Here is a 20169-nt window from a genome sequence, read left to right on the forward strand (position 1 = left end):
TGGGTGACGGAAAGAAGACTGACATGACCCTGTGGGAGCGGGCTTGCTCGCGATGTTAGCGACGCGGTTTGACAGGCAAACCGCGTTGTCTGCATCGCGAGCAAGCCCGCTCCCACACTTACAAGTGCTTCAACACCGCCGGCAACTCACTCAAACAGCCAATTTCGGCATCCGGAGCCTTCTCGCCGTCCCAGTGCTTGCCGCCCGGGTTGAACCACACCGCTCGCAAGCCCGCCTGCTGGGCTCCGGCAATGTCGTCTCCCGGGTGATCGCCCACGTGCACCGCTGCACTCGCCGCCACGCCACCGCGCAACAACGCCTCGTGAAACAGGCGCGCATCCGGCTTGGCGATGCCGATGTCTTCAGCACACAGCACAAATTTGAAGTGGTGCCCCAAGCCGATTCGCCGTACATCGGCGTTGCCATTGGTGACCACGCCCAAGCTGTAATCACGGGCCAGTGCAATAAGGGTCGGTTCAGCCTGGGGGAACACGTCCAATGCGTGACGCGCCTCAATAAAGACTTCAAACGCATCATCAGCTAACGCCGCGGCGTTCACGTACCCCGCATCGTTCAGCGCATGAAACAGGATCCGCCGACGCAGCGCGCTGATCCGGTGCTTGAGTTGTGGCTCTTCATTCAACACCCGTTCACGAATCGCCTGGAAATGCCCCACATCAACGACGCCCAATTTTGGTGCGTTATCGCCAAGCCAGTGACGCAAAACGGCTTCGGCGCTGACAATCACCGGGGCGGTATCCCACAAGGTGTCGTCCAGGTCGAAGGTAATCAGCTCAATCGTCATTCACTGTCCTTACTGCGTTTGGCCCTTGGGTGGGCGCTGTCGTAGACCGATGCCAAGTGCTGGAAATCCAGATGAGTATAGATTTGCGTGGTTTTGATGTCCGCATGCCCGAGCAACTCTTGCACGGCACGCAAATCCTGGGAGGACTCCAGCAAGTGGCTGGCAAATGAATGGCGCAGCATATGCGGGTGCAGGTTCTGCCCCAGCTCACGCTCACCGGCGGCCTTGACCCGCAATTGAATGGCCCGCGGCCCAAGGCGCGTACCACGCTGGCTGACGAATACGGCGCCGTCACCAGGGTTGGCCAACGCGCGCAGCGCCAGCCACGCCTGTAGCGCCTCACGGGCCTTTTTGCCAACGGGCAGAACCCGGGTCTTGCTGCCCTTGCCGAGCACTTCGACCAGCCCATCGGCCAGGTCCAGCTGGTCCAGATCAAGCCCGGTCAACTCCGACAAGCGCAGCCCCGACGAATAGAACAATTCCAGAATGGCCTGGTCGCGCAGGGCCAGAAAGTCATCCTCGACTCCGCCCTCCAGCAATTGCAGGGCACGATCGGTATCCAGGGTTTTAGGCAGTCGGCGCTCGCCCTTGGGCGGAGCCAGTCCGTTTGCCGGGTCGTGTTCGCACACGCCTTCGCGATTGAGGTAGTGATAAAGCCCGCGCACCGCTGACAGCAGACGCGCAATGCTGCGCGAGGACTGACCTTGCTGATGCAGACGCGAAACCAGTTGGCGCATGCGCTGGATATCCAGTGCCGTCCAGCTGACGATGGACTCCTTGGCGCAAAACGCCAGCACCTTGTTCAGGTCGCGGCGGTAAGCCTCAAGCGTATGGGGCGACACCTGGCGCTCACTGCGCAGGTGAATGCAGTAAGCGTCCAGTTGCCGTTCCATCTAGCGCACCGAGCGCAAAGCGTTGGTAAAGCGCGGCAGGACCCGACCCAGCACCTCGGATATATAGCCGAGGAACAGCGTACCCACCGAGCTTTTGTAGTGTTGTGGATCACGACTGGCAATCGCCAATACACCGTGTAACCCAAGGTGATTGAGTGCCACTACCGCCGTCGAACCGATCTGCTTGCGTTGCTCTTCGCCAAACAGGAAGTCCAGCTCATGCTCGCGCAGGCTGCCACTGACCGTCTTGCCTTCAGTCAACAAGCCACCCAATGCACGCTGCGCATCTGCGCCGCTGACCCAACGCCCGACCGGCATCGGGTTGTCACCGAACAGCACCAGGCTGACGAAAGGCACCTGAAAGTCCTGGCGCAAACTGTCTTCGACGGCAATCACCAGTTCTTCAAGACTGGTGGCGTCCATCAAGGCGAGGTTGAGGCGACGGGTTTTTTCGAACAAGCGATCGTTGTCGCGGGCCACGTCCATCAACTGCGACAAGCGATGACGCATCTCGATGTTACGACCACGCAGCAGCTCCAGTTGACGCTCCACCAGCGAAATGGTGTCACCACGCTGATGCGCAATGCGCATCGACAGGAGCAACTCTTCGCGCTGACCGAAGAAGTCCGGGTGTTCCTGCAGATACGCCTCCACAGTTGCAGCGGGCGAGTTATCCACAGGTACATCGAGTTCTGAAGGCTGCGTTTTGTCGGTCATCAGTTACGCTCGCTCATAAACGGACTTGTCCTTCGTAAACACGCATCGCCGGGCCGGTCATGATCACGGAGTGGCCAGGACCTGCCCATTCGATGGACAAACGGCCCCCCGGCAAATCGAGGATCAGCGGCGAGTCCATCCAACCCAGGCTGATTGCAGCCACAGCGGCGGCACACGCCCCGGTACCGCAGGCCTGGGTTTCCCCGGCGCCACGTTCCCAAACCCGCAACTGTCCGCGCTGGCGATCAACCACGTGAAGAAAGCCGACATTGACCCGTGCCGGAAAGCGCGGGTGATGTTCAATTTTTGGTCCCAGCTCATGCACCGGCGCGGCGTTGATATCGTCGACACGCAGCACTGCATGGGGATTGCCCATCGACACGGCTGCCAACTCAACAGTCTGGCCGTCAACATCCAGCTCATAGCTCAACGCCTGAGCGTCGGCTACAAAAGGGATCTCGGCTGGAATCAGGCGCGGCGGACCCATATCGACACTGATTTGCCCATCACTGCGCACGTTCAGCTCAATGATGCCGCTCTTGGTTTCGACCTTGATCTGACGCTTGGTGGTCAAACGCTTGTCGAGCACAAAGCGCGCAAAGCAGCGCGCACCGTTACCGCATTGCTCAACTTCAGAACCGTCTGAGTTGAAGATCCGGTAACGGAAATCCACTTCCGGGTTGCTCGGCGCCTCAACGATCAATAATTGATCAAAACCGACGCCCGTATGCCGATCGCCCCATTGCTTGGCATGCTTGGGCAAAATGTGCGCGTGCTGGCTGACCAGGTCGAGAACCATGAAGTCATTGCCCAGGCCGTGCATTTTGGTAAAACGCAGCAACATGGGTTCACTCCGCCAGCAGGCTTTCGCCAGCAAACAACTCGGCTACGGTCTCGCGACGACGTACTTCAAACGCCTGATCACCATCCACCAGAACTTCGGCGGCGCGGCCACGGGTGTTGTAGTTCGAGCTCATGACAAAACCATAAGCACCGGCCGAATGCACAGCCAGCAGGTCGCCTTCAGCCAGTGCCAGTGAGCGGTCCTTGGCCAGGAAGTCGCCGGTTTCGCAGATCGGACCGACGATGTCGTAAAGACGAGCCTCGGTGTCACGCGGGCGAACCGCGGTCACGTCCATCCAGGCCTGGTACAGCGCCGGACGAATCAGGTCGTTCATTGCCGCATCGACAATGGCAAAGTCTTTGTGCTCGGTATGCTTGAGGTACTCGACCTGAGTCAGCAGCACGCCCGCGTTGGCCACGATGAAGCGGCCCGGTTCGAACACCAGCGCCAGGTCACGCCCTTCGATGCGCTCACGCACGGCCTTGATGTAATCGCCAGCCAGAGGTGGCTCTTCATCTCGATAACGCACGCCCAGGCCACCACCCAGGTCGATGTGGCGCAGGTAGATGCCGCAATCGCTCAAACGATCGATCAGCGCCAACAGGCGATCAAGAGCATCGATAAAGGGCTCGAGGGTGGTCAGTTGCGAGCCGATATGGCAATCGACGCCGACCACTTCCAGGTTAGGCAACTGCGCAGCACGGATGTAGACATCTTCGGCGTCAGCGATGGCGATACCGAACTTGTTTTCTTTGAGGCCGGTGGAGATGTACGGGTGCGTGCCCGCATCAACGTCCGGGTTCACGCGCAGCGAAATCGGTGCACGAACACCCATTTCGGCGGCCACAACCTGCAGGCGCTCCAGCTCGTCTGTGGACTCGACGTTGAAACAGTGCACGCCGACTTCCAGGGCGCGACGCATGTCATCACGGGTCTTGCCTACACCTGAAAACACGATCTTGTCGGCCGAGCCGCCAGCGGCCAGTACACGCTCCAGCTCGCCACGGGACACGATGTCAAAACCGGCGCCCAGACGCGCCAGGACATTGAGCACACCCAGGTTGGAGTTGGCCTTGACTGCGAAACACACCAGGTGTGGCGTGCCGTTCAGGGCATCGGCGTAAGCGTTGTATTGCGCTTCGATGTGCGCCCGGGAATAAACGTAAGTCGGCGTGCCAAAACGTTCGGCAATGGCCGTCAGCGCAACACCTTCGGCGAACAGCTCGCCGTCCCGGTAATTAAAAGCGTCCATGGTGTTCCCTTATTGGTGCTTGTGCGATTGCGATTGCGACGACTTCGCTTGGTCTTCAGGGGATTTGCTGTCATCGGGTAGATACAGCGGTCCTTTTTGACCACAGGCAGAAACAAGGCAGGCGACCGCGACGAGCGCAGCAATAGAAGAGATCAGGCGCTTCATGGCGAAATCCTTTGAAAAGCATTAATTGCGCCCGAGTATACCGAGCACCCACCAGCTTGCCTATGCAACAGAGCGGCCGAGCGTGACGCCCTGTCTGGATGATCAGTGGTGGCGGGCACAAGGCTGTCATGGGGTTTGCAATCGGCCTGGAGCGCCCGTATCTTGCGAGCTCCGAGCATGACTAGATATTACGAGGTTCCACCATGAGTTTGACTGAAGCCCGTTTTCACGATCTGGTCGATGCCACCCAGGAAAATCTGGAAGACATCTTCGACGACTGTGATCTGGATGTAGATGTGGAAAATTCCGCGGGAATCCTGACGATCAAGTTCGAGAATGGCAAAGCCCTGATCTTCAGCCGTCAGGCGCCAGTGCTACAGCTCTGGCTGGCTGCTCCCAGCGGCGGTTTCCACTTCGACTACGATGAAAAGCGCAGCTCGTGGAAGTGCGATAAAACCGACGAACTGCTCAGCGAAATGGTCCAGCGCCTGACACTGGAACACGCTGGAGCCGAGCTGGAATTTGAAGAGATCTGACAGTGACCGCTTCTGCTAAACCTGCAAAACCGCTCTACAGCAACGTCAGTCCGGCAGTGCCGTCCCCCTGTATTAGCACCTGTCGGCTGGATGAACACAAAGTCTGCCTGGGCTGTTTTCGCCACGTCGAAGATATTCGCGAATGGCGCTCGGCAGACGACCAGCGGCGCCGGGTAATTTGTGAACAGGCTCAACTGCGGCAAATGCTCCCGTAGCAGCTGCCGCAGGCTGCGTCCGATTGTGCAGCAATCGTAAAACCTGAGTCCTTTGCTTAACTGACACACCGCGCAACCTGACTTTACGCCGACTGCGTCGCCGATCGCAGCCTGCGGCAGCTGCTACGAATAATCGCCAGTTGCAATCAGCTCCGGGGCAAACAGCAAAACCCCACCCGGCTTGTGTATTTATTTTGCTGTGGTAGTGTCCGGGTACGCCTCGCACTAACGAGGTTCGTCAAAACCCCGCCATATTCCGGCGGGGTTTTGCTTTTCCGTGCAGAAAAAAGGAGTCTGCCAGGTCATGAGCACCCCAACCCCACTCATACTCACCCGCCTGGACGTACAGCGTCTGGAGCAACTCATCGACAGCTTGCCAGAAACGACTCCTGGCATTGAGGCACTACAAGCCGAACTCGATCGCGCCGAAACCATCGTTGGCCACGAAGAAGTGCCTGCTGGTGTTGTGACCATGAATTCGCGCGTGCACTGCCGCGAAGAAAGCAGTGGCAAGGACTACCGCCTGACGCTGGTGTACCCAAAAGACGCCAACGCCGACGAAGGCAAGATTTCGATTCTGGCCCCTGTCGGCAGCGCGCTGCTGGGTCTGCAGGTCGGTCAACACATCAACTGGCCAGCCCCGGGTGGCAAGACCCTGAAGCTGGAACTGCTTGAAGTTGAGTACCAGCCAAAAGCCGCAAGCGATTTCAGCGCTTAAGTCCTTTTAGCACCCCATCCGGATCAGTCATGTCACAGCGGTAGCGCTCGGTTTCGCGGCGCTGCCCCAGCACCGTTACCACGCAGGTACTGGCTCATCGCGAGCAAGCTGACTCAAAGACCGGTAGCTGACACTCAGCTCACGGGCCAATGCCCGGAGCTCATGGCTGACCTGCTGCGCCTCCCATCGGGAACGATTGTCGAGCATTGCCAGGTGCTGCTCATTCCAGCCCCACTCGCGAGTCAGTCGCTGCAGCAAGCGGCGCTGCCACTGCATACCCGTCTCGCTACCGCTCAATTTGTGACCTACCTTCAGGTACAGGCTGCGGCGAACCAGTTCCAGACGTTGCAACTCGCCGCGCCCCTGCAGGTACTGCTCGATCCTCCGATACACCACCACGTAAGGGTCCAGTTCATCCAGGTCGAGCCGATTGGCGTACACCGTCTGCTTGAAACTCAGGCTCAGGCAGTTCACTCGTGGGTGCTCGCTGGCGTACACCTCCACCAGCAACAGCTTGAGCAATGACTTGTACGGCGACTCAATGCCCTTGAACAATTGCCATAACCCGGCGCCCAGAAATTCGCCGGGGGCAATCTGCGCCAGGTGCCCGAGATCGATGGTTTCATCGCACCCAACAACGTCATTGGCCAACAGCCCTTGAGCAAATTCGGCGTACCGGGCCTCTTCATGCGCCGGCACCCACCACCACATCGGCGTACGCCCAGCAAGCCAGATCGCAGTGCGATAAAACTCATCGAGCAACAGCGTGTTGCGAGGTTTGGCACTGTCGCCGTGGCTCGGCTGAGATACACATTCGCCCTGCGCAAAACGCTGCGCATCAATCAAGAAGAAATGCGCTTCAACCCCCTGGCTTGCCGCCCAAACCTCCAGCCGTCGACATTTTTTGCGTAACGCCGCCAATGCCACATCGCTCAAGTCCGGGCCCAGGCAAATCCAAACATCCATATCGCTTTGATCGGTCTGGGCCAAAGTGCCAAGGCTGCCCATCAAAAAAAGCCCATGAATCGGCTCTGAAGCGCAGGCGCTGCCCATGCTGCACGCAAAACCCCGTATCAATTGCTGCGCTGCAGCAAGAGTGGGGGCGTCAGGTTCATAGCCCGTCACCCCCGCCGGGGTACAGGCCGAAACATAGCCGGGCAACAGCGGGTGATTCACATGAAAGAACAGCGCCAACAGCCTCAGCAGCGATTGCTGGCCGGGTGCCAGGCCTTCCATCGCACGACCCATGCGGCCCTGATTGACGGCAAGAAACCGGCCACGAAGTTGCTGGAGAGTCTGTCGCTCGATTCCATCGCTCAGCACGGGAAGTGTTTCAGGAGGGCTCGTCATTTCACGCTCAGACCGGCTCGCCACAAGACCAATAGGGAGTGGGAGTCTACAGCCAGCCGTGGGAAAGACTCAGGAGGATTGCGCTTTTGAGCTCAGATTTTTACTGCGGGGAAAAATGTGCCCGCGGAATCATTGAACGTTCAGATCCCGAGGGCGCGGCGTGGCGTCAGGCGATTTCTTTGGACTCTACAAGGATGGTCAGCAGTACTTGAACACTCTGAGCAGCATCACGGCCCAGACTGGTCAGGTAACCGCCATCGGGTTGATCAATCAGCTTCTTGTCATACAGACGGCGTGCAGCAGCCACTTTTTCGGGTGCCGCATGTTGATGGATCTTCAGGCCCTCAAGGGTACTTTCCAGGTCAAACAGTGCAAGGACTTCCAGTTCGGCAACCAGCTCAGGGGTAAACGACATAAAGACTCCAGACTATGCAGGAAAAGACGACAGCCGCTCTAAGGTGATCGCACTGACACTGACTGTCCAGTGGCAGTTCCTACCTTTATAAAACAGCCTGTCGCGATAGAGCATTTGGAGTGTAGTCCAACTGTGAGAGGGAGCAGGCTCGCTCTCACTGGGGATAGCTGCCCGGCAACAAAGTATCTACAGGGTTTTGCTGGCTGCGGGCCCGGTATGACTTTTCAGTTATATAAACATTCTTAAATAGTATTTTTAAGAATATCCGCGCCTCACTACTATTGCCCTACGCCAGCATCCCTGTCGGCACCCATATTTTCAGGAGCAGCACCATGAGCGCATCTCTGCGTAGCGTTGACGGCCAGGACGAAGCAACCATCCTTCGGGAAATCCAGAGCGCGCTGCGAGACCTGCGCTTTGGTGCTGTTGAAATCACTGTGCACAACGCTCAAGTGGTTCAGATCGAACGTAAAGAAAAATTCCGTCTGCAAAACCCGAGTCAAAAAAACGCCTGATCAATAGAAAGCGCATTCACGCGAGTGCGCCTCATAAAAAAACTAGAAAAAGCTTTGGAGCCTCACCTATGTCCCTACGCCGTTACGCTTTGGCCGCGCTGGCCAGTGCCATTTTTGCTGGCTCCGCTGTGGCCAAAGATTATGAATTGCTCAACGTTTCCTACGATCCGACTCGCGAGCTGTACCAGGATTACAACACCGAATTCACCCACTTCTGGAAAGCCAGCCACCCCGGCGACAACGTCAAAATCCAGCAATCCCACGGTGGCTCGGGCAAACAGGCTCGCGGCGTAATTGATGGTCTGCGCGCTGACGTGGTCACCCTGGCGCTGGCCGGTGACATCGATGAAGTCGCCAAACTGGGCAAAACCCTGCCGGAAAACTGGCAAACCCGCCTGCCTGACGCCAGCACCCCGTATACCTCGACCATCGTGTTCCTGGTACGCAAGGGTAATCCTAAAGGGATCAAGGACTGGGGCGACCTGACCAAAGACGGCGTGTCGGTGATTACTCCGAACCCTAAAACCAGCGGCGGTGCTCGCTGGAACTTCCTCGCGGCATACGCCTACGGCCTTAAAGCCAACGGTGGTAACGAGGAAAAAGCCAAAGAATACGTAAAAGAGCTGTTCAAACACGTACCCGTGCTGGACACCGGCGCACGCGGCTCGACCATTACCTTCGTCAACAACGGTCAGGGCGACGTGTTGCTGGCCTGGGAGAACGAAGCGTTCCTGGCACTCAAGGAAGACGGTGGTAATGACAAGTTCGATATCGTCGTGCCTTCGCTGTCGATTCTGGCCGAGCCTCCGGTGGCTGTAGTCGATAAAAATGCCGAGAAAAAAGGCAACTCCGAAATCGCCAAAGCCTACCTGGAGCACCTGTACAGCCCAGCCGGCCAGGAAATTGCGGCGAAGAATTTCTACCGCCCCCGTGACGCGGCAGTCGCTGCCAAATACGCACAACAGTTTCCGAAACTGGAGCTTGTGACTATCGACAAAGACTTCGGTGGCTGGAAGACTGCGCAGCCGAAATTTTTTAATGACGGCGGCGTGTTCGACCAGATTTACCAGGCGCAATAACCTGCGGGGCGGGCCTCTGAGCCACGCTTAAAGCTAGAACATCAGGCCCGCAATTGGTTGCGGGCCTCGTGCGTTAACCCAAGGACTTTTATGTCGCGTCGTATCTCCCCCGTCATACCCGGCTTCGGGCTGACGCTGGGCTACACCTTGGTGTACCTCAGCCTGATTGTGCTCATTCCACTGGCGGCGATGTTCGTGCATGCCGCTCAACTGACCTGGGACCAGTTCTGGGCCATCGTCACCGCTCCGCGGGTGCTGGCTGCGCTGCAACTGAGCTTTGGCACCGCTTTCGTCGCTGCAATCATCAACGGCATCATTGGTACCGTGCTGGCCTGGGTGCTGGTGCGTTACACCTTTCCGGGACGCAAGGTCATCGACGCCATGATCGACCTGCCGTTTGCCCTGCCAACCGCCGTAGCCGGTATCGCACTGACGGCCCTGTACGCCCCCAACGGCTGGATCGGCCAGTTCGCCACCGACCTGGGCTTCAAGATCGCCTACACCCCGATGGGTATCACCCTGGCACTGACCTTCGTCACTCTGCCGTTTGTTGTGCGAACGGTGCAGCCGGTACTGGCCGATATCCCGCGAGAAATCGAAGAAGCTGCTGCCTGCCTGGGCGCCAAGCCACTGCAAGTGTTCCGCTACATTCTGGTGCCAGCCCTGCTGCCCGCTTGGCTGACCGGCTTTGCCCTGGCGTTTGCCCGCGGTGTCGGTGAGTACGGATCGGTGATTTTCATCGCCGGCAACATGCCGTTCAAAACCGAAATCCTGCCGTTGCTGATCATGGTCAAGCTGGACCAGTACGACTACACCGGCGCCACGGCCATCGGCGTGATGATGCTGGTGGTTTCCTTCATTTTGCTGCTGATCATCAACTTGATTCAGCGCCGCATCGAAAAACCGTGAAGGAGGCCTGACCATGTCCAGTTCAACACAAAGCGCCTCATCCGTGGCCAACGCCGCCCGCCGTGGCAGCCCGACGTCGCGACGTCTGCTGATCGGCTTCGGCTGGTTGTTTTTCACCCTGTTTTTGCTGCTGCCACTGCTGATCGTGGTGTCCCAGGGTTTGAAAATGGGAGTCGGTACCTTCGTCGACGCCATCATCGAGCCCGACGCCCTGTCGGCCCTGAAGCTGACCATCATTGCGGTGGTGATTTCGGTGCCGCTGAACGTGGTATTCGGCGTCAGCGCGGCCTGGTGCGTAAGCAAGTACAGCTTTCGCGGCAAGAGCATCCTGGTCACCCTGATCGACCTGCCGTTTTCGGTCTCGCCGGTAATCGCCGGTCTGGTCTACGTGCTTATGTTCGGCGCGCAAGGCTTCCTGGGCCCGTGGTTGCAGGAGCATGACATCCAGATCGTCTTCGCCTTGCCGGGTATCGTGCTGGCAACCATCTTCGTCACCGTGCCGTTTGTGGCCCGTGAACTGATCCCGCTGATGCAGGAACAGGGCACCCAGGAAGAAGAAGCCGCACGCCTGCTGGGGGCCAACGGCTGGCAGATGTTCTGGCACGTAACCGTACCCAATATCAAATGGGGCCTGATCTACGGCGTGGTGCTGTGTACAGCGCGGGCGATGGGTGAGTTCGGTGCGGTATCGGTGGTTTCCGGGCACATTCGCGGGGTGACCAACACGCTGCCGTTGCACGTCGAGATCCTCTACAACGAATACAACCACGTTGCCGCCTTCGCAGTGGCGACCCTGTTGCTGATTATGGCGCTCTTCATCCTGCTGCTTAAGCAGTGGAGCGAATCCCGTATTAACCGCCTGCGCGCCAGCGCCGCGGAGGAATAAACCATGTCGATCGAAGTCCGTAACGTCAGCAAGAACTTCAACGCCTTCAAGGCGCTGGACAGCATCAATCTGGATATCCACAGCGGCGAACTGGTGGCCCTGCTCGGCCCGTCGGGCTGCGGCAAAACCACCTTGCTGCGCATCATCGCAGGCCTGGAAACCCCCGACGAAGGCAACATCGTGTTCCACGGTGAAGATGTCTCGGGGCACGACGTGCGTGATCGCAACGTCGGCTTTGTGTTCCAGCATTACGCGTTGTTCCGCCACATGACAGTGTTCGACAACGTGGCTTTCGGCCTGCGCATGAAACCGAAAAAAGAACGTCCGAACGAAACCCGCATTGCTGAAAAAGTCCATGAGCTGCTGAACATGGTGCAACTGGACTGGTTATCGGATCGCTACCCGGAGCAGCTCTCTGGCGGCCAGCGCCAGCGTATCGCCCTGGCTCGCGCCTTGGCGGTAGAGCCAAAAGTGCTGTTGCTGGACGAACCGTTCGGCGCGCTGGATGCCAAGGTTCGTAAAGAGCTGCGCCGCTGGTTGGCGCGCCTGCACGAAGACATCAACCTGACCTCGGTATTCGTGACTCACGACCAGGAAGAGGCCATGGAAGTGGCCGATCGTATCGTGGTGATGAACAAGGGTGTGATCGAGCAGATCGGCTCACCGGGCGAAGTCTATGAAAACCCGGCCAGCGATTTTGTTTACCACTTCCTGGGCGACTCCAATCGTCTGCACATCGGCGAAGATCAGCACCTGCTGTTCCGTCCGCACGAAGTGTCGTTGTCGCGTCACGAGATCGAAGACCACCATGCCGCGCAGGTACGCGATATTCGCCCATTGGGCGCGACCACCCGGGTGACATTGAAAGTTGAAGGGCAAAGCGAGTTAATCGAAGTTGAAGTGGTCAAGGACCACGACAGCCTGACCGATCTGGCGCGCGGCGAGACGTTGTTCTTCAAGCCGAAGGTGTGGCAAAAGGCGTAAGCCCACTGCCCTTGTGGGAGCGGGCTTGCTCGCGATGGCGGCAACGTGGTTTCAAGATAAACCGCGTCGGTTGCATCGCGAGCAAGCCCGCTCCCACAGTTTCAGAGTGGATCTAAGGCTTTTTCAGCTTCGGATTCGGAAAAAACTGCACCGCCTGCACTTTAGGATCCGGTGCTTTTTTCAACGCAGAAACATTGACCCGCGTACCCAATTCCTTGGGCACCGACAAACCTTGCTCATTCAACGTATCCGAATAACCGCAGGCCACACATTCGCGGTGCGGCACTTCGTCTTCGTTCCACATCATCAACTTGTCGGGCTCGCTGCACGCCGGGCAGACAGCCCCGGCGATAAAGCGTTTTTTGGTCACATTCACAGGTGCATCGCTCATGCCGCCGAATCCTCAGTCAGGCCGCTGTGGCGCAGCAGTGCGTCAATCGACGGCTCACGCCCACGGAAGTCCTTGAACAACTCCATGGGAGCCTTCGAGCCGCCACGGGCCAGAATCGCCTGACGGAATGCCTTGCCGGTGTGCGGGTTGAACACGCCTTCTTCTTCAAAGCGCGAGAACGCATCCGCCGACAGCACTTCAGCCCACTTGTAGCTGTAGTAACCCGCGGCGTAACCGCCCGCGAAAATATGCGCAAAGCTGTTAGGGAAGCGGTTGTACGCCGGTGGACGCATGACCGATACCTCATCGCGGATGCCGTCCAGCACCTGCGCCACGCTGCGACCGTCACCGTGTGTGGCGTGCAGCTCGAAGTCGAACAGGGAGAATTCCAGCTGGCGAACCATCATCAGCCCGGACTGGAAATTCTTGGCCGCGAGCATCTTGTCCAGCAGGTCTTTTGGCAGTGCTTCGCCGGTTTCGTAGTGGCTGGAAATCAGCGCCAGGCCTTCAGGCTCCCAGCACCAGTTTTCCATGAACTGGCTCGGCAACTCGACAGCATCCCAAGCCACGCCGTTGATGCCGGACACGCCCGCGTGTTCGATTTCGGTCAGCATGTGGTGCAAGCCGTGACCGAATTCGTGGAACAGGGTGGTGACTTCGTCGTGGGTCAGCAGCGCAGGCTTGCCTGAAACGGCCGGGGTGAAGTTGCACACCAGGTTGGCCACCGGGCTTTGCAGCGTGCCGGCTGCCGTGCGACGACGATCGCGGGCGCCATCCATCCACGCACCGCCACGTTTGTTGGCGCGGGCATAGAGGTCAAAGAAGAAGCGCCCGATGTGCTGGCCGTTTTCCTTGATTTCGAACAGGCGCACGTCCGGGTGCCAAGTATCGAAGCCTTTGATTTCGGCGATTTCGATCCCGTACAACTTCTGCACAATGGCAAACAGGCCGCCCAGTACTTTGTCGATCGGGAAGTAAGCACGCAGTGCTTCTTGCGACACGCTGTAGCGCTGTTCACGCAGCTTCTCGCCGAAGAAACCTGTGTCCCAGCTTTTCAGTTCCGGGGTGCCTTGCTCGGTGGCGTAGGCTTGCAGCTGTTCCAGGTCGCGGGCTGCAAATGGCTTGCTGCGCTTGGCCAGATCGCGCAGGAAGGTCAGTACCTGATCCGGGGTTTCGGCCATTTTGGTGGCCAGGCTCAGCTCAGCAAAGCTGCCAAAACCCAACAACTTGGCCAGTTCCTGACGCAGGTCGAGGATTTCTTCCATCACCGGACCGTTGTCGAACTTGCCGGCATTCGGGCCCTGATCCGACGCGCGAGTGCAGTACGCGGCATAGACTTCTTCGCGCAGGGCGCGATCCTGGGCGTAGGTCATGACCGGGAAGTAGCTCGGAAACTCCAGGCTGATCAGCCAGCCATCCAGACCTTTGGCCTGTGCAGCAGCGGCCATTTGCGCCTTGGCCGAATCGGTCAGGCCCGCCAGTGCGGCTTCGTCGGTGATGTGCTTGGTCCAGGCCTGCGTCGCGTCCAGCAGCTGATTGGAGAACTTGCTGCCCAGCTCCGACAGTTTGCTCTGGACTTCGGCGTAACGCTTTTGCTCAGCCTCCGGCAGGTCAATACCCGACAGGCGGAAGTCACGCAGCGAGTGCTCAAGAATGGTTTTTTGCGCCTGGTCGAAACCAGCCACTTGCGGGCTGTGGGCCAGGGCTTCGAAGGCCTGGAACAGTTCGCGGTTCTGACCCATCTCGGTGGAATAGGCGCTCAAGGCAGGCAAGCAGGCCTCATAGGCTTCACGCAGTTCACTGCTGTTGCACACCGCATTAAGATGGCTGACCGGGCTCCAGGCCGCGCCCAGTCGGTCGTTCAGCTCATCCATCGCCAATACCAGCCCAGCCCATGTAGGGTTCTGGCCCTGGTCCTTGAGGATGGCTTGAATGCCGGCGCGGTTGTCGGCGAGGATCTGCTCGATGGCCGGCTGTACGTGCTCAGGACGGATCGCCGAGAACGGCGGCAGGTCGTAGGGCTGCAAAAGAGGGTTGTTCTCGCTCACGTTTGGCACCTTGGCTTGAAGAAACATTGGGCCATCTTAATTACAATCGACGCACTGCGCAGCAATCAGCCCCGCTATCACTGCTAAAGAAGGAAGCTATTCGTGTCCATTCGTCCGTTCCAGCAGCACACACCGACTCTGGGCGAGCGCGCCTTTGTTGACCGCTCGGCAGTGGTGATCGGTGACGTCGAGATCGGCGCCGACAGTTCTATCTGGCCGCTGACCGTGATTCGCGGCGACATGCACCGCATCCGCATCGGCGCCCGCACCAGCGTGCAGGACGCCTGCGTGCTCCACATCACCCACGCAGGCCCCTTCAACCCCGACGGGTTCCCGCTGTTGATCGGCGACGACGTGACCATCGCCCACAAAGTCATGCTGCACGGGTGTCACGTGGGCAATCGCATCCTGATCGGCATGGGCAGCATCGTGATGGACGGCGCCATTATTGAAGACGACGTGATCGTTGGCGCAGGCAGTCTGGTGCCCCCGGGCAAGCGCCTGGCAAGCGGCTTTCTTTATGTGGGCAGCCCGGTCAAACAGGTGCGCGAGCTGACCGAAAAAGAAAAAGCCTTCTTCACCTACAGCGCCGGCAATTACGTAAAACTCAAGGACCAGCACTTGGCCGAAGGCTACGACCAGCCGGTTTAAGCTCACTTTTCAGGAAGTTTCCATGCATTACCAAAACGTATTGTTCGACCTTGACGGCACGCTGACCGACCCACGGGAAGGCATCACCCGCTCGATCCAGTTCGGCCTGAGCAAACTGGGCATTGATGAACCTGACCTGACCCGGCTTGAGCACTTTATCGGCCCGCCGTTGCTGCAACAGTTCATGGCCACCTATGGCTTTGACGAGGCAAAAGCCTGGGAAGCAATGGGCTTCTACCGCGAGCGTTTCGCCGTGACCGGGCTGTATGAAAACGAAGTCTTCGAAGGTGTAACACCGCTGCTCGAAGAGCTGGTGGCACAGGGTCGCCAACTGTATATCGCCACCTCGAAACCCCATGTTTATGCCCGTGAAATCGCCCGTCATTTTGATTTCGCCAAGCACTTCAAAGTGATTTACGGCAGCGAACTGGATGGCACCCGCACCAACAAGGTCGAGCTGATCAACCACCTGGTGACGACTGAAGGGCTGGACCCGGCGCAGACCCTGATGATCGGTGACCGCAAGCACGACCTGATCGGTGCTCGTGACAATGGCATGGACGCAGCTGCCGTGGGTTATGGGTTTGGCAGCTTCGAAGAACTTAATTCGTTTGCACCCAAGTACCACTTTGAGACGCTGGCGCAGTTGCATCAGGCATTCAGAAAATAAGCTGATATATCCCTTGTGGGAGCCAGCCTGCTGGCGAAGGCATCAGCGCGGTCGTTCAGACAAACCGCGCCGTCTGAATCGCGAGCAGGCTCGCTCCCACACCGATTTCCAGACCGATACCCACGAAATGGGTGACGATAGTGTGCGGATCACGGTGATAGGCCGCGTACTGGCTCAGATGGTCGACCAGGCTTTTCAGGGTGCAGAACCCTCAATTTATTATTTTTAGTTATAAACAAATAGCTTCTTATTCCTTAGCGAATCTAAAAACCGTCCCTATACTGACTCGGTAACACACATACCGCTGGAGGCGCACACCCATGGGCAACGATTCGATTCGCTATTTGATAGTGCCGGGCTGGCAAGGTTCGTCCGACGATCATTGGCAAACCCACTGGCAAAACAGCTTACCGAACAGTGCCCGGGTGGAGCAGGCCGACTGGCTGACGCCTCGGCGCGAAGACTGGATTGCCGCCTTGGCCGAAGCCATTGCCGCTGACAGCACCCCCGTGATTCTGATCGCCCACAGCCTGGGTTGCATCACCGTAGCCCATTGGGCCGAGCGTGCGCCAGAAAGCCTGCTGGGCCAAGTCCGCGGCGCGTTGCTGGTGGCCCCGGCCGATGTCGAACGTCCAGCCTGTGCGCCCGCCTTGCGCAACTTTGCCCCTATCCCGAGCCTGCCTTTGCCGTTCCCGAGCCAGATTGTCACCTCGGATAACGATTCGGCGGTGAGTGCGCCACGGGCAATGGAGTTTGCCCGCCAGTGGGGCGCCGAAATTGGCGTTATCAGCGGCGCAGGGCATATCAACGTTAAGTCCGGACACCAGCGCTGGGAGCAAGGCTTCGCCTTTTTATACCGCCTGCAAACCCGCATCGAGCACGGTGCCCTGCGCCGCGCATGAATTTCTGTAACGCCCGCGCCCACCCATAGGCTGCGGGTGGGAGCCTGTCATGAGCCTGCATGAAACCTTTGGCCAGCCATTGCTGACCTTTCCCGACGCGGAAAAAAGCCCGCTGAGCATTCGCGCCAAGGCGCTGGTGTTTGTCGACCCTCGTTCACGCAAATTACGCAACGATCTGGAACTGTTGGCGCCCCGCGCGCTGCCAGTGTTAATCCGGGGTGAAACCGGCAGCGGCAAGGAGCTGCTGGCCCGGCACATTCACCGCGCCAGCGACCGTACCGGCTTGTTTGTGTCGGTCAACTGCGGGGCGATCAGCCCCACTTACGCAGACGCCGAGCTGTTCGGATATGCCGCCGGAGCACACAACAGTTCGGCCAGCAGCCGCGCGGGCTGGTTTGGCTCGGCCAATGGCGGCACGCTCTATCTGGACGAAATTGGCGACTTGCCCCTGGCGATTCAAATCAAGCTGCTGGCGGCGCTGGAAACCCACGAAGTGACTCGCGTGGGAGCCCATCAACCCAGCCCTGTAGACGTACGACTGGTGGCGGCCACCAGCATCGACCTGGCGCAGGCGGTCAGTGCAGGCAAATTCCACGAGCGACTGTTTCACTACCTCAGCGAAGGGCAGCTGGAATTGCCCGCTTTGCGCGAACGGCCCGGTGACATCCTGTCGCTGGCCGAATACTTTTTAGGCATCTACAGCCAGCGCCTGAATCTGCCCGTACCTTTTATCAGCGACGGCGCGCAGCGGGTACTAGAACGTTACAGCTGGCCGGGCAACACCCGGGAACTGGAAAACGTGATTCATTTTGCGCTGCTGGTCAGCACCGGCGAGGAGATTCAGCCCGAGCACCTGAACCTGCCCGATGGGTTGAGCCAGATAGAGCTGTTTATAAAAAGCGCGACGGCCCAGGAATTGGCGGCAATTAAACACCTGCTTACCTGACCCTGTGGGAGCGGGCTTGCTCGCGATGCAAGCACTGCGGCCTGTCTGGAACACCGCATTGATGCAATCGCGAGCAAGCCCGCTCCCACGAGGCCTGCGAAAGGAAAAAATCAAGCGAACAAAATGGCATAAGAAGCTGAATAAATATTATTGTTCGGGAATAAAGAATCTCGGTATTGTCTGCTTCGTCTTCCAAGAAAACCGTCATCCGAACGGTCATACACTTAAGGGTATTGCATGAAAAAGGTTCTGTTGTTTACCGCATTGGCGGCTGCTCTGACGGCAGGCCTGGCACAGGCTGGCGAAAAACTGGTAGTGGCTGCAACTCCAGTACCCCACGCCGAAATCCTTGAGCTGATCAAGCCGACCCTCGCCAAAGAAGGCGTGGATCTGGAAATCAAAGTGTTCACCGACTACGTGCAACCTAACGTGCAAGTGGCCGAGAAACACCTGGACGCCAACTACTTCCAGACCCTGCCCTACCTCGAAAGCTTCAACAAAGGTAAAGGCACCAATCTGCAAACCGTGATCGGTGTTCACGTTGAACCGTTCGGCGGCTACTCGAAAAAGGTCAAAAGCCTTTCTGAACTCAAAGACGGCGCAACCATTGCCATCCCCAATGAAGGCAGCAACAGCGGCCGCGCTTTGATCCTGTTGCAAAAGGCTGGCCTGATCGAACTCAAAGACCCGACCAACGCTGTTTCCACGCCAAAAGACATCGCCAAGAACCCGCACAACTTCAAGTTCAAAGAGCTTGAGTCCGCACTGCTGCCACGCGTGCTGGACCAGGTTGACCTGGACATGATCAACACCAACTACGCGCTGGAAGCTGGCCTGAACCCTGCCACCGACGCGCTGATCATCGAAGGTGCTGATTCACCGTACGTAAACTTCCTGGTGGCCCGTCCTGACAACAAGGACAGCCCGGCCATCCAGAAGCTGGCCAAAGCCCTGACCAGCCCGGAAGTAAAAGCCTTTATCGCTGAAAAATACAAAGGCGCAGTGCTGCCAGCGTTCTGATCAAGCACAGCTCCACTGAAAACGCCGACGGCTTTTATAGCGTCGGCGTTTTTATTTGTCGGGCCAATACCAGGCCGGCTGATCCAGCAGACGCTGGCCGACCACTTCAGTCTGGCCAAGGTTTTTTTCCAGCACGATGCAATTGCAGTCAGGGTCCTGCTGCAACGCAGCAATCAGCCGTCGGGCATGGGACACGACCCAGACCTGAGTGTGTTGCGAGGCACTGGTAATCAACCGCGCCAGCGCAGGCAGCAAGTCAGGATGCAGGCTGGTTTCGGGTTCGTTAAGCACCATCATGCTCGGCGGGCGCGGAGTGAGCAGGGCAGCAATCAGCAACAGGTAGCGCAAGGTACCGTCTGATAACTCAGCGGCCGATAACGGGCGCAACAGCCCCTCTTGATAAAACTCGATATAAAAATGCCCGCCGGGCACGCACTCGATTTTCAACCGGGCGCCAGGGAATGCATCGCTGATTGCGGCATGTAAGGCTTCGGGGTTGCCGACCTCGATGATGGTTTGCAACGCAGCCGCCAGATCACGGCCGTCGTGATGCAGCACCGGCGTGCGTGTGCCCAGTTGCGGTTGGCGCGCAGGCGCTTGCGGGTCGGTGCGAAAGTGATCGTAAAAGCGCCAGCCACGGATCGATTCGCGCAGCTGCAACACTTCGGGCGAGGCCTGCATGCTGCCAACCTGATCAAACAGACTGTCGAACAGCGGCGTGTGCTGTGCCAGCACCTGCCAGTCACGGCCATCACGCGCGCGGACCAGCGGGCCTTTACGCTCGACCAACTCACTGGCCGGCCGGTAAAAAGGCCCTGCCCAGATGCTCTCGTGCTTGATCTGAGGGTCGAGGTTGAACTGCGTACGTCCGGGTATCGGCAAGCCCAGGGCGATGGCGTAGCTGAAATCCTCTCCGGCAAAACCAAGGCGCAGGCGCTTGGTTTCCTGACGCACGCTGGCATGAACATCGACTTCGCCCAACTTCATGCGCCGGGAGATCACTTCAGGTCCCGCCCAGAAAGTCGAGCTCAGCCCCCCTTCACGGGCCAACGCATTCACCACCCCGCCCTGGGCGGTTTCGGCCAATAACCGCAGGGCACGGTAAAGATTCGATTTACCGCTGCCATTGGGCCCCGTGATCAGATTAAGTCTGGCCAAGGGCACCACCAACTGGTTAATAGAGCGGTAGTTGGCCACGGCCAGGGTGGTGAGCATGGTATGACCTCATTTCGTGAAACCGATAGGCGGCAATAGAGTC

24 protein-coding genes and 1 pseudogene are annotated in these 20169 nt (G+C 58.5%); 13 read left to right on the forward strand and 12 right to left on the reverse strand.

Features of this window, described 5'->3' with window-relative positions:
* Positions 1-118: 118 nt before the first annotated feature.
* From TU76_RS22860 to lptM, 6 genes are read right to left on the reverse strand one after another with little or no spacing between them, the layout of a single operon-like run.
* On the reverse strand, positions 119-805 hold the full coding sequence (locus TU76_RS22860) for an HAD family hydrolase (protein WP_046808830.1): 687 nt from the start codon (positions 803-805) through the stop codon (positions 119-121).
* Entirely contained in the window at positions 802-1698 is an 897-nt protein-coding gene (gene xerC, locus TU76_RS22865) for a tyrosine recombinase XerC (RefSeq protein ID WP_019828262.1), read from the reverse strand. Before xerC ends, TU76_RS22860 begins: the two co-directional genes overlap by 4 nt.
* On the reverse strand, positions 1699-2415 hold the full coding sequence (locus TU76_RS22870; RefSeq protein ID WP_019828263.1) for a DUF484 family protein: 717 nt from the start codon (positions 2413-2415) through the stop codon (positions 1699-1701).
* Positions 2416-2428: 13 nt separating this feature from the next.
* Positions 2429-3259 carry a diaminopimelate epimerase gene (dapF, locus tag TU76_RS22875; RefSeq protein WP_019828264.1) on the reverse strand — a complete coding sequence of 277 codons (831 nt, stop codon included), beginning with the start codon at positions 3257-3259 and terminating at the stop codon, positions 2429-2431.
* Between the two features lie 4 nt (positions 3260-3263).
* Positions 3264-4511 carry a diaminopimelate decarboxylase gene (lysA, locus tag TU76_RS22880; protein ID WP_048352554.1) on the reverse strand — a complete coding sequence of 416 codons (1248 nt, stop codon included), beginning with the start codon at positions 4509-4511 and terminating at the stop codon, positions 3264-3266.
* 9 nt (positions 4512-4520) lie between these two features.
* On the reverse strand, positions 4521-4676 hold the full coding sequence (gene lptM / locus TU76_RS24975) for an LPS translocon maturation chaperone LptM (RefSeq protein ID WP_019828266.1): 156 nt from the start codon (positions 4674-4676) through the stop codon (positions 4521-4523).
* Between the two features lie 203 nt (positions 4677-4879).
* Here lptM and cyaY point away from each other — a divergent pair, with 203 nt between their 5' ends.
* From cyaY to rnk, 3 genes are all read left to right on the forward strand, one after another.
* Positions 4880-5212: an iron donor protein CyaY gene (gene cyaY, locus TU76_RS22890; RefSeq protein WP_019828267.1), complete on the forward strand. Its 333-nt coding sequence runs from the start codon at positions 4880-4882 to the stop codon at positions 5210-5212.
* Between the two features lie 2 nt (positions 5213-5214).
* Complete coding sequence (locus TU76_RS24985) at positions 5215-5427, forward strand: DUF1289 domain-containing protein (RefSeq protein WP_019828268.1); 213 nt, start codon at positions 5215-5217, stop codon at positions 5425-5427.
* A gap of 304 nt (positions 5428-5731) precedes the next feature.
* Positions 5732-6145: a nucleoside diphosphate kinase regulator gene (gene rnk / locus TU76_RS22895; protein ID WP_019828269.1), complete on the forward strand. Its 414-nt coding sequence runs from the start codon at positions 5732-5734 to the stop codon at positions 6143-6145.
* 93 nt (positions 6146-6238) lie between these two features.
* Here the strand turns inward: rnk and TU76_RS22900 are convergent.
* Positions 6239-7495, reverse strand: a pseudogene (locus TU76_RS22900) (class I adenylate cyclase); the annotation flags it as partial.
* A 166-nt stretch (positions 7496-7661) separates the two neighbouring features.
* On the reverse strand, positions 7662-7910 hold the full coding sequence (locus TU76_RS22905; protein WP_019828271.1) for a TIGR02647 family protein: 249 nt from the start codon (positions 7908-7910) through the stop codon (positions 7662-7664).
* Between the two features lie 332 nt (positions 7911-8242).
* On the opposite strand from TU76_RS22905, the gene oscA reads away from it, so the two are divergent.
* From oscA to TU76_RS22930, 5 genes are all read left to right on the forward strand, one after another.
* On the forward strand, positions 8243-8425 hold the full coding sequence (oscA, locus tag TU76_RS22910) for a sulfur starvation response protein OscA (protein ID WP_016782652.1): 183 nt from the start codon (positions 8243-8245) through the stop codon (positions 8423-8425).
* A 68-nt stretch (positions 8426-8493) separates the two neighbouring features.
* A complete protein-coding gene (locus TU76_RS22915; protein ID WP_019828272.1) occupies positions 8494-9504 on the forward strand; it encodes a sulfate ABC transporter substrate-binding protein in 1011 nt (336 codons plus the stop codon).
* Between the two features lie 90 nt (positions 9505-9594).
* Complete coding sequence (gene cysT / locus TU76_RS22920; protein ID WP_019828273.1) at positions 9595-10413, forward strand: sulfate ABC transporter permease subunit CysT; 819 nt, start codon at positions 9595-9597, stop codon at positions 10411-10413.
* Positions 10414-10426: 13 nt separating this feature from the next.
* A complete protein-coding gene (gene cysW, locus TU76_RS22925) occupies positions 10427-11299 on the forward strand; it encodes a sulfate ABC transporter permease subunit CysW (protein ID WP_019828274.1) in 873 nt (290 codons plus the stop codon).
* A 3-nt stretch (positions 11300-11302) separates the two neighbouring features.
* Complete coding sequence (locus TU76_RS22930) at positions 11303-12283, forward strand: sulfate/molybdate ABC transporter ATP-binding protein (protein ID WP_019828275.1); 981 nt, start codon at positions 11303-11305, stop codon at positions 12281-12283.
* 112 nt (positions 12284-12395) lie between these two features.
* On the opposite strand, the gene TU76_RS22935 is transcribed toward TU76_RS22930, so the two are convergent.
* Together TU76_RS22935 and prlC are read right to left on the reverse strand one after the other, a co-directional pair.
* Complete coding sequence (locus TU76_RS22935; protein ID WP_019828279.1) at positions 12396-12674, reverse strand: YheV family putative zinc ribbon protein; 279 nt, start codon at positions 12672-12674, stop codon at positions 12396-12398.
* A complete protein-coding gene (gene prlC / locus TU76_RS22940; RefSeq protein WP_019828280.1) occupies positions 12671-14722 on the reverse strand; it encodes an oligopeptidase A in 2052 nt (683 codons plus the stop codon). Before prlC ends, TU76_RS22935 begins: the two co-directional genes overlap by 4 nt.
* Positions 14723-14824: 102 nt before the next feature.
* Here prlC and TU76_RS22945 point away from each other — a divergent pair, with 102 nt between their 5' ends.
* Together TU76_RS22945 and TU76_RS22950 are read left to right on the forward strand one after the other, a co-directional pair.
* Positions 14825-15373, forward strand: a complete 549-nt coding sequence (locus TU76_RS22945) for a gamma carbonic anhydrase family protein (RefSeq protein ID WP_046808824.1) — start codon at positions 14825-14827, stop codon at positions 15371-15373.
* A 22-nt stretch (positions 15374-15395) separates the two neighbouring features.
* On the forward strand, positions 15396-16043 hold the full coding sequence (locus TU76_RS22950) for an HAD family hydrolase (protein ID WP_019828282.1): 648 nt from the start codon (positions 15396-15398) through the stop codon (positions 16041-16043).
* A 55-nt stretch (positions 16044-16098) separates the two neighbouring features.
* Here the strand turns inward: TU76_RS22950 and TU76_RS25930 are convergent, their stop codons facing one another.
* Positions 16099-16242: an Mpo1-like protein gene (locus tag TU76_RS25930; protein ID WP_403212547.1), complete on the reverse strand. Its 144-nt coding sequence runs from the start codon at positions 16240-16242 to the stop codon at positions 16099-16101.
* Positions 16243-16363: 121 nt separating this feature from the next.
* Here TU76_RS25930 and TU76_RS22955 point away from each other — a divergent pair, with 121 nt between their 5' ends.
* From TU76_RS22955 to TU76_RS22965, 3 genes are all read left to right on the forward strand, one after another.
* Entirely contained in the window at positions 16364-16945 is a 582-nt protein-coding gene (locus tag TU76_RS22955) for an alpha/beta hydrolase (RefSeq protein ID WP_048352556.1), read from the forward strand.
* A gap of 49 nt (positions 16946-16994) precedes the next feature.
* Positions 16995-17891: a sigma 54-interacting transcriptional regulator gene (locus tag TU76_RS22960; protein ID WP_048352557.1), complete on the forward strand. Its 897-nt coding sequence runs from the start codon at positions 16995-16997 to the stop codon at positions 17889-17891.
* A gap of 237 nt (positions 17892-18128) precedes the next feature.
* A complete protein-coding gene (locus tag TU76_RS22965; protein ID WP_046808819.1) occupies positions 18129-18911 on the forward strand; it encodes a MetQ/NlpA family ABC transporter substrate-binding protein in 783 nt (260 codons plus the stop codon).
* Positions 18912-18962: 51 nt separating this feature from the next.
* On the opposite strand, the gene TU76_RS22970 is transcribed toward TU76_RS22965, so the two are convergent.
* Positions 18963-20126: an AAA family ATPase gene (locus TU76_RS22970; protein ID WP_019828287.1), complete on the reverse strand. Its 1164-nt coding sequence runs from the start codon at positions 20124-20126 to the stop codon at positions 18963-18965.
* Positions 20127-20169 lie beyond the last annotated feature (43 nt).

The organism is Pseudomonas psychrophila (assembly GCF_001043005.1).
GTDB lineage: Bacteria > Pseudomonadota > Gammaproteobacteria > Pseudomonadales > Pseudomonadaceae > Aquipseudomonas > Aquipseudomonas psychrophila.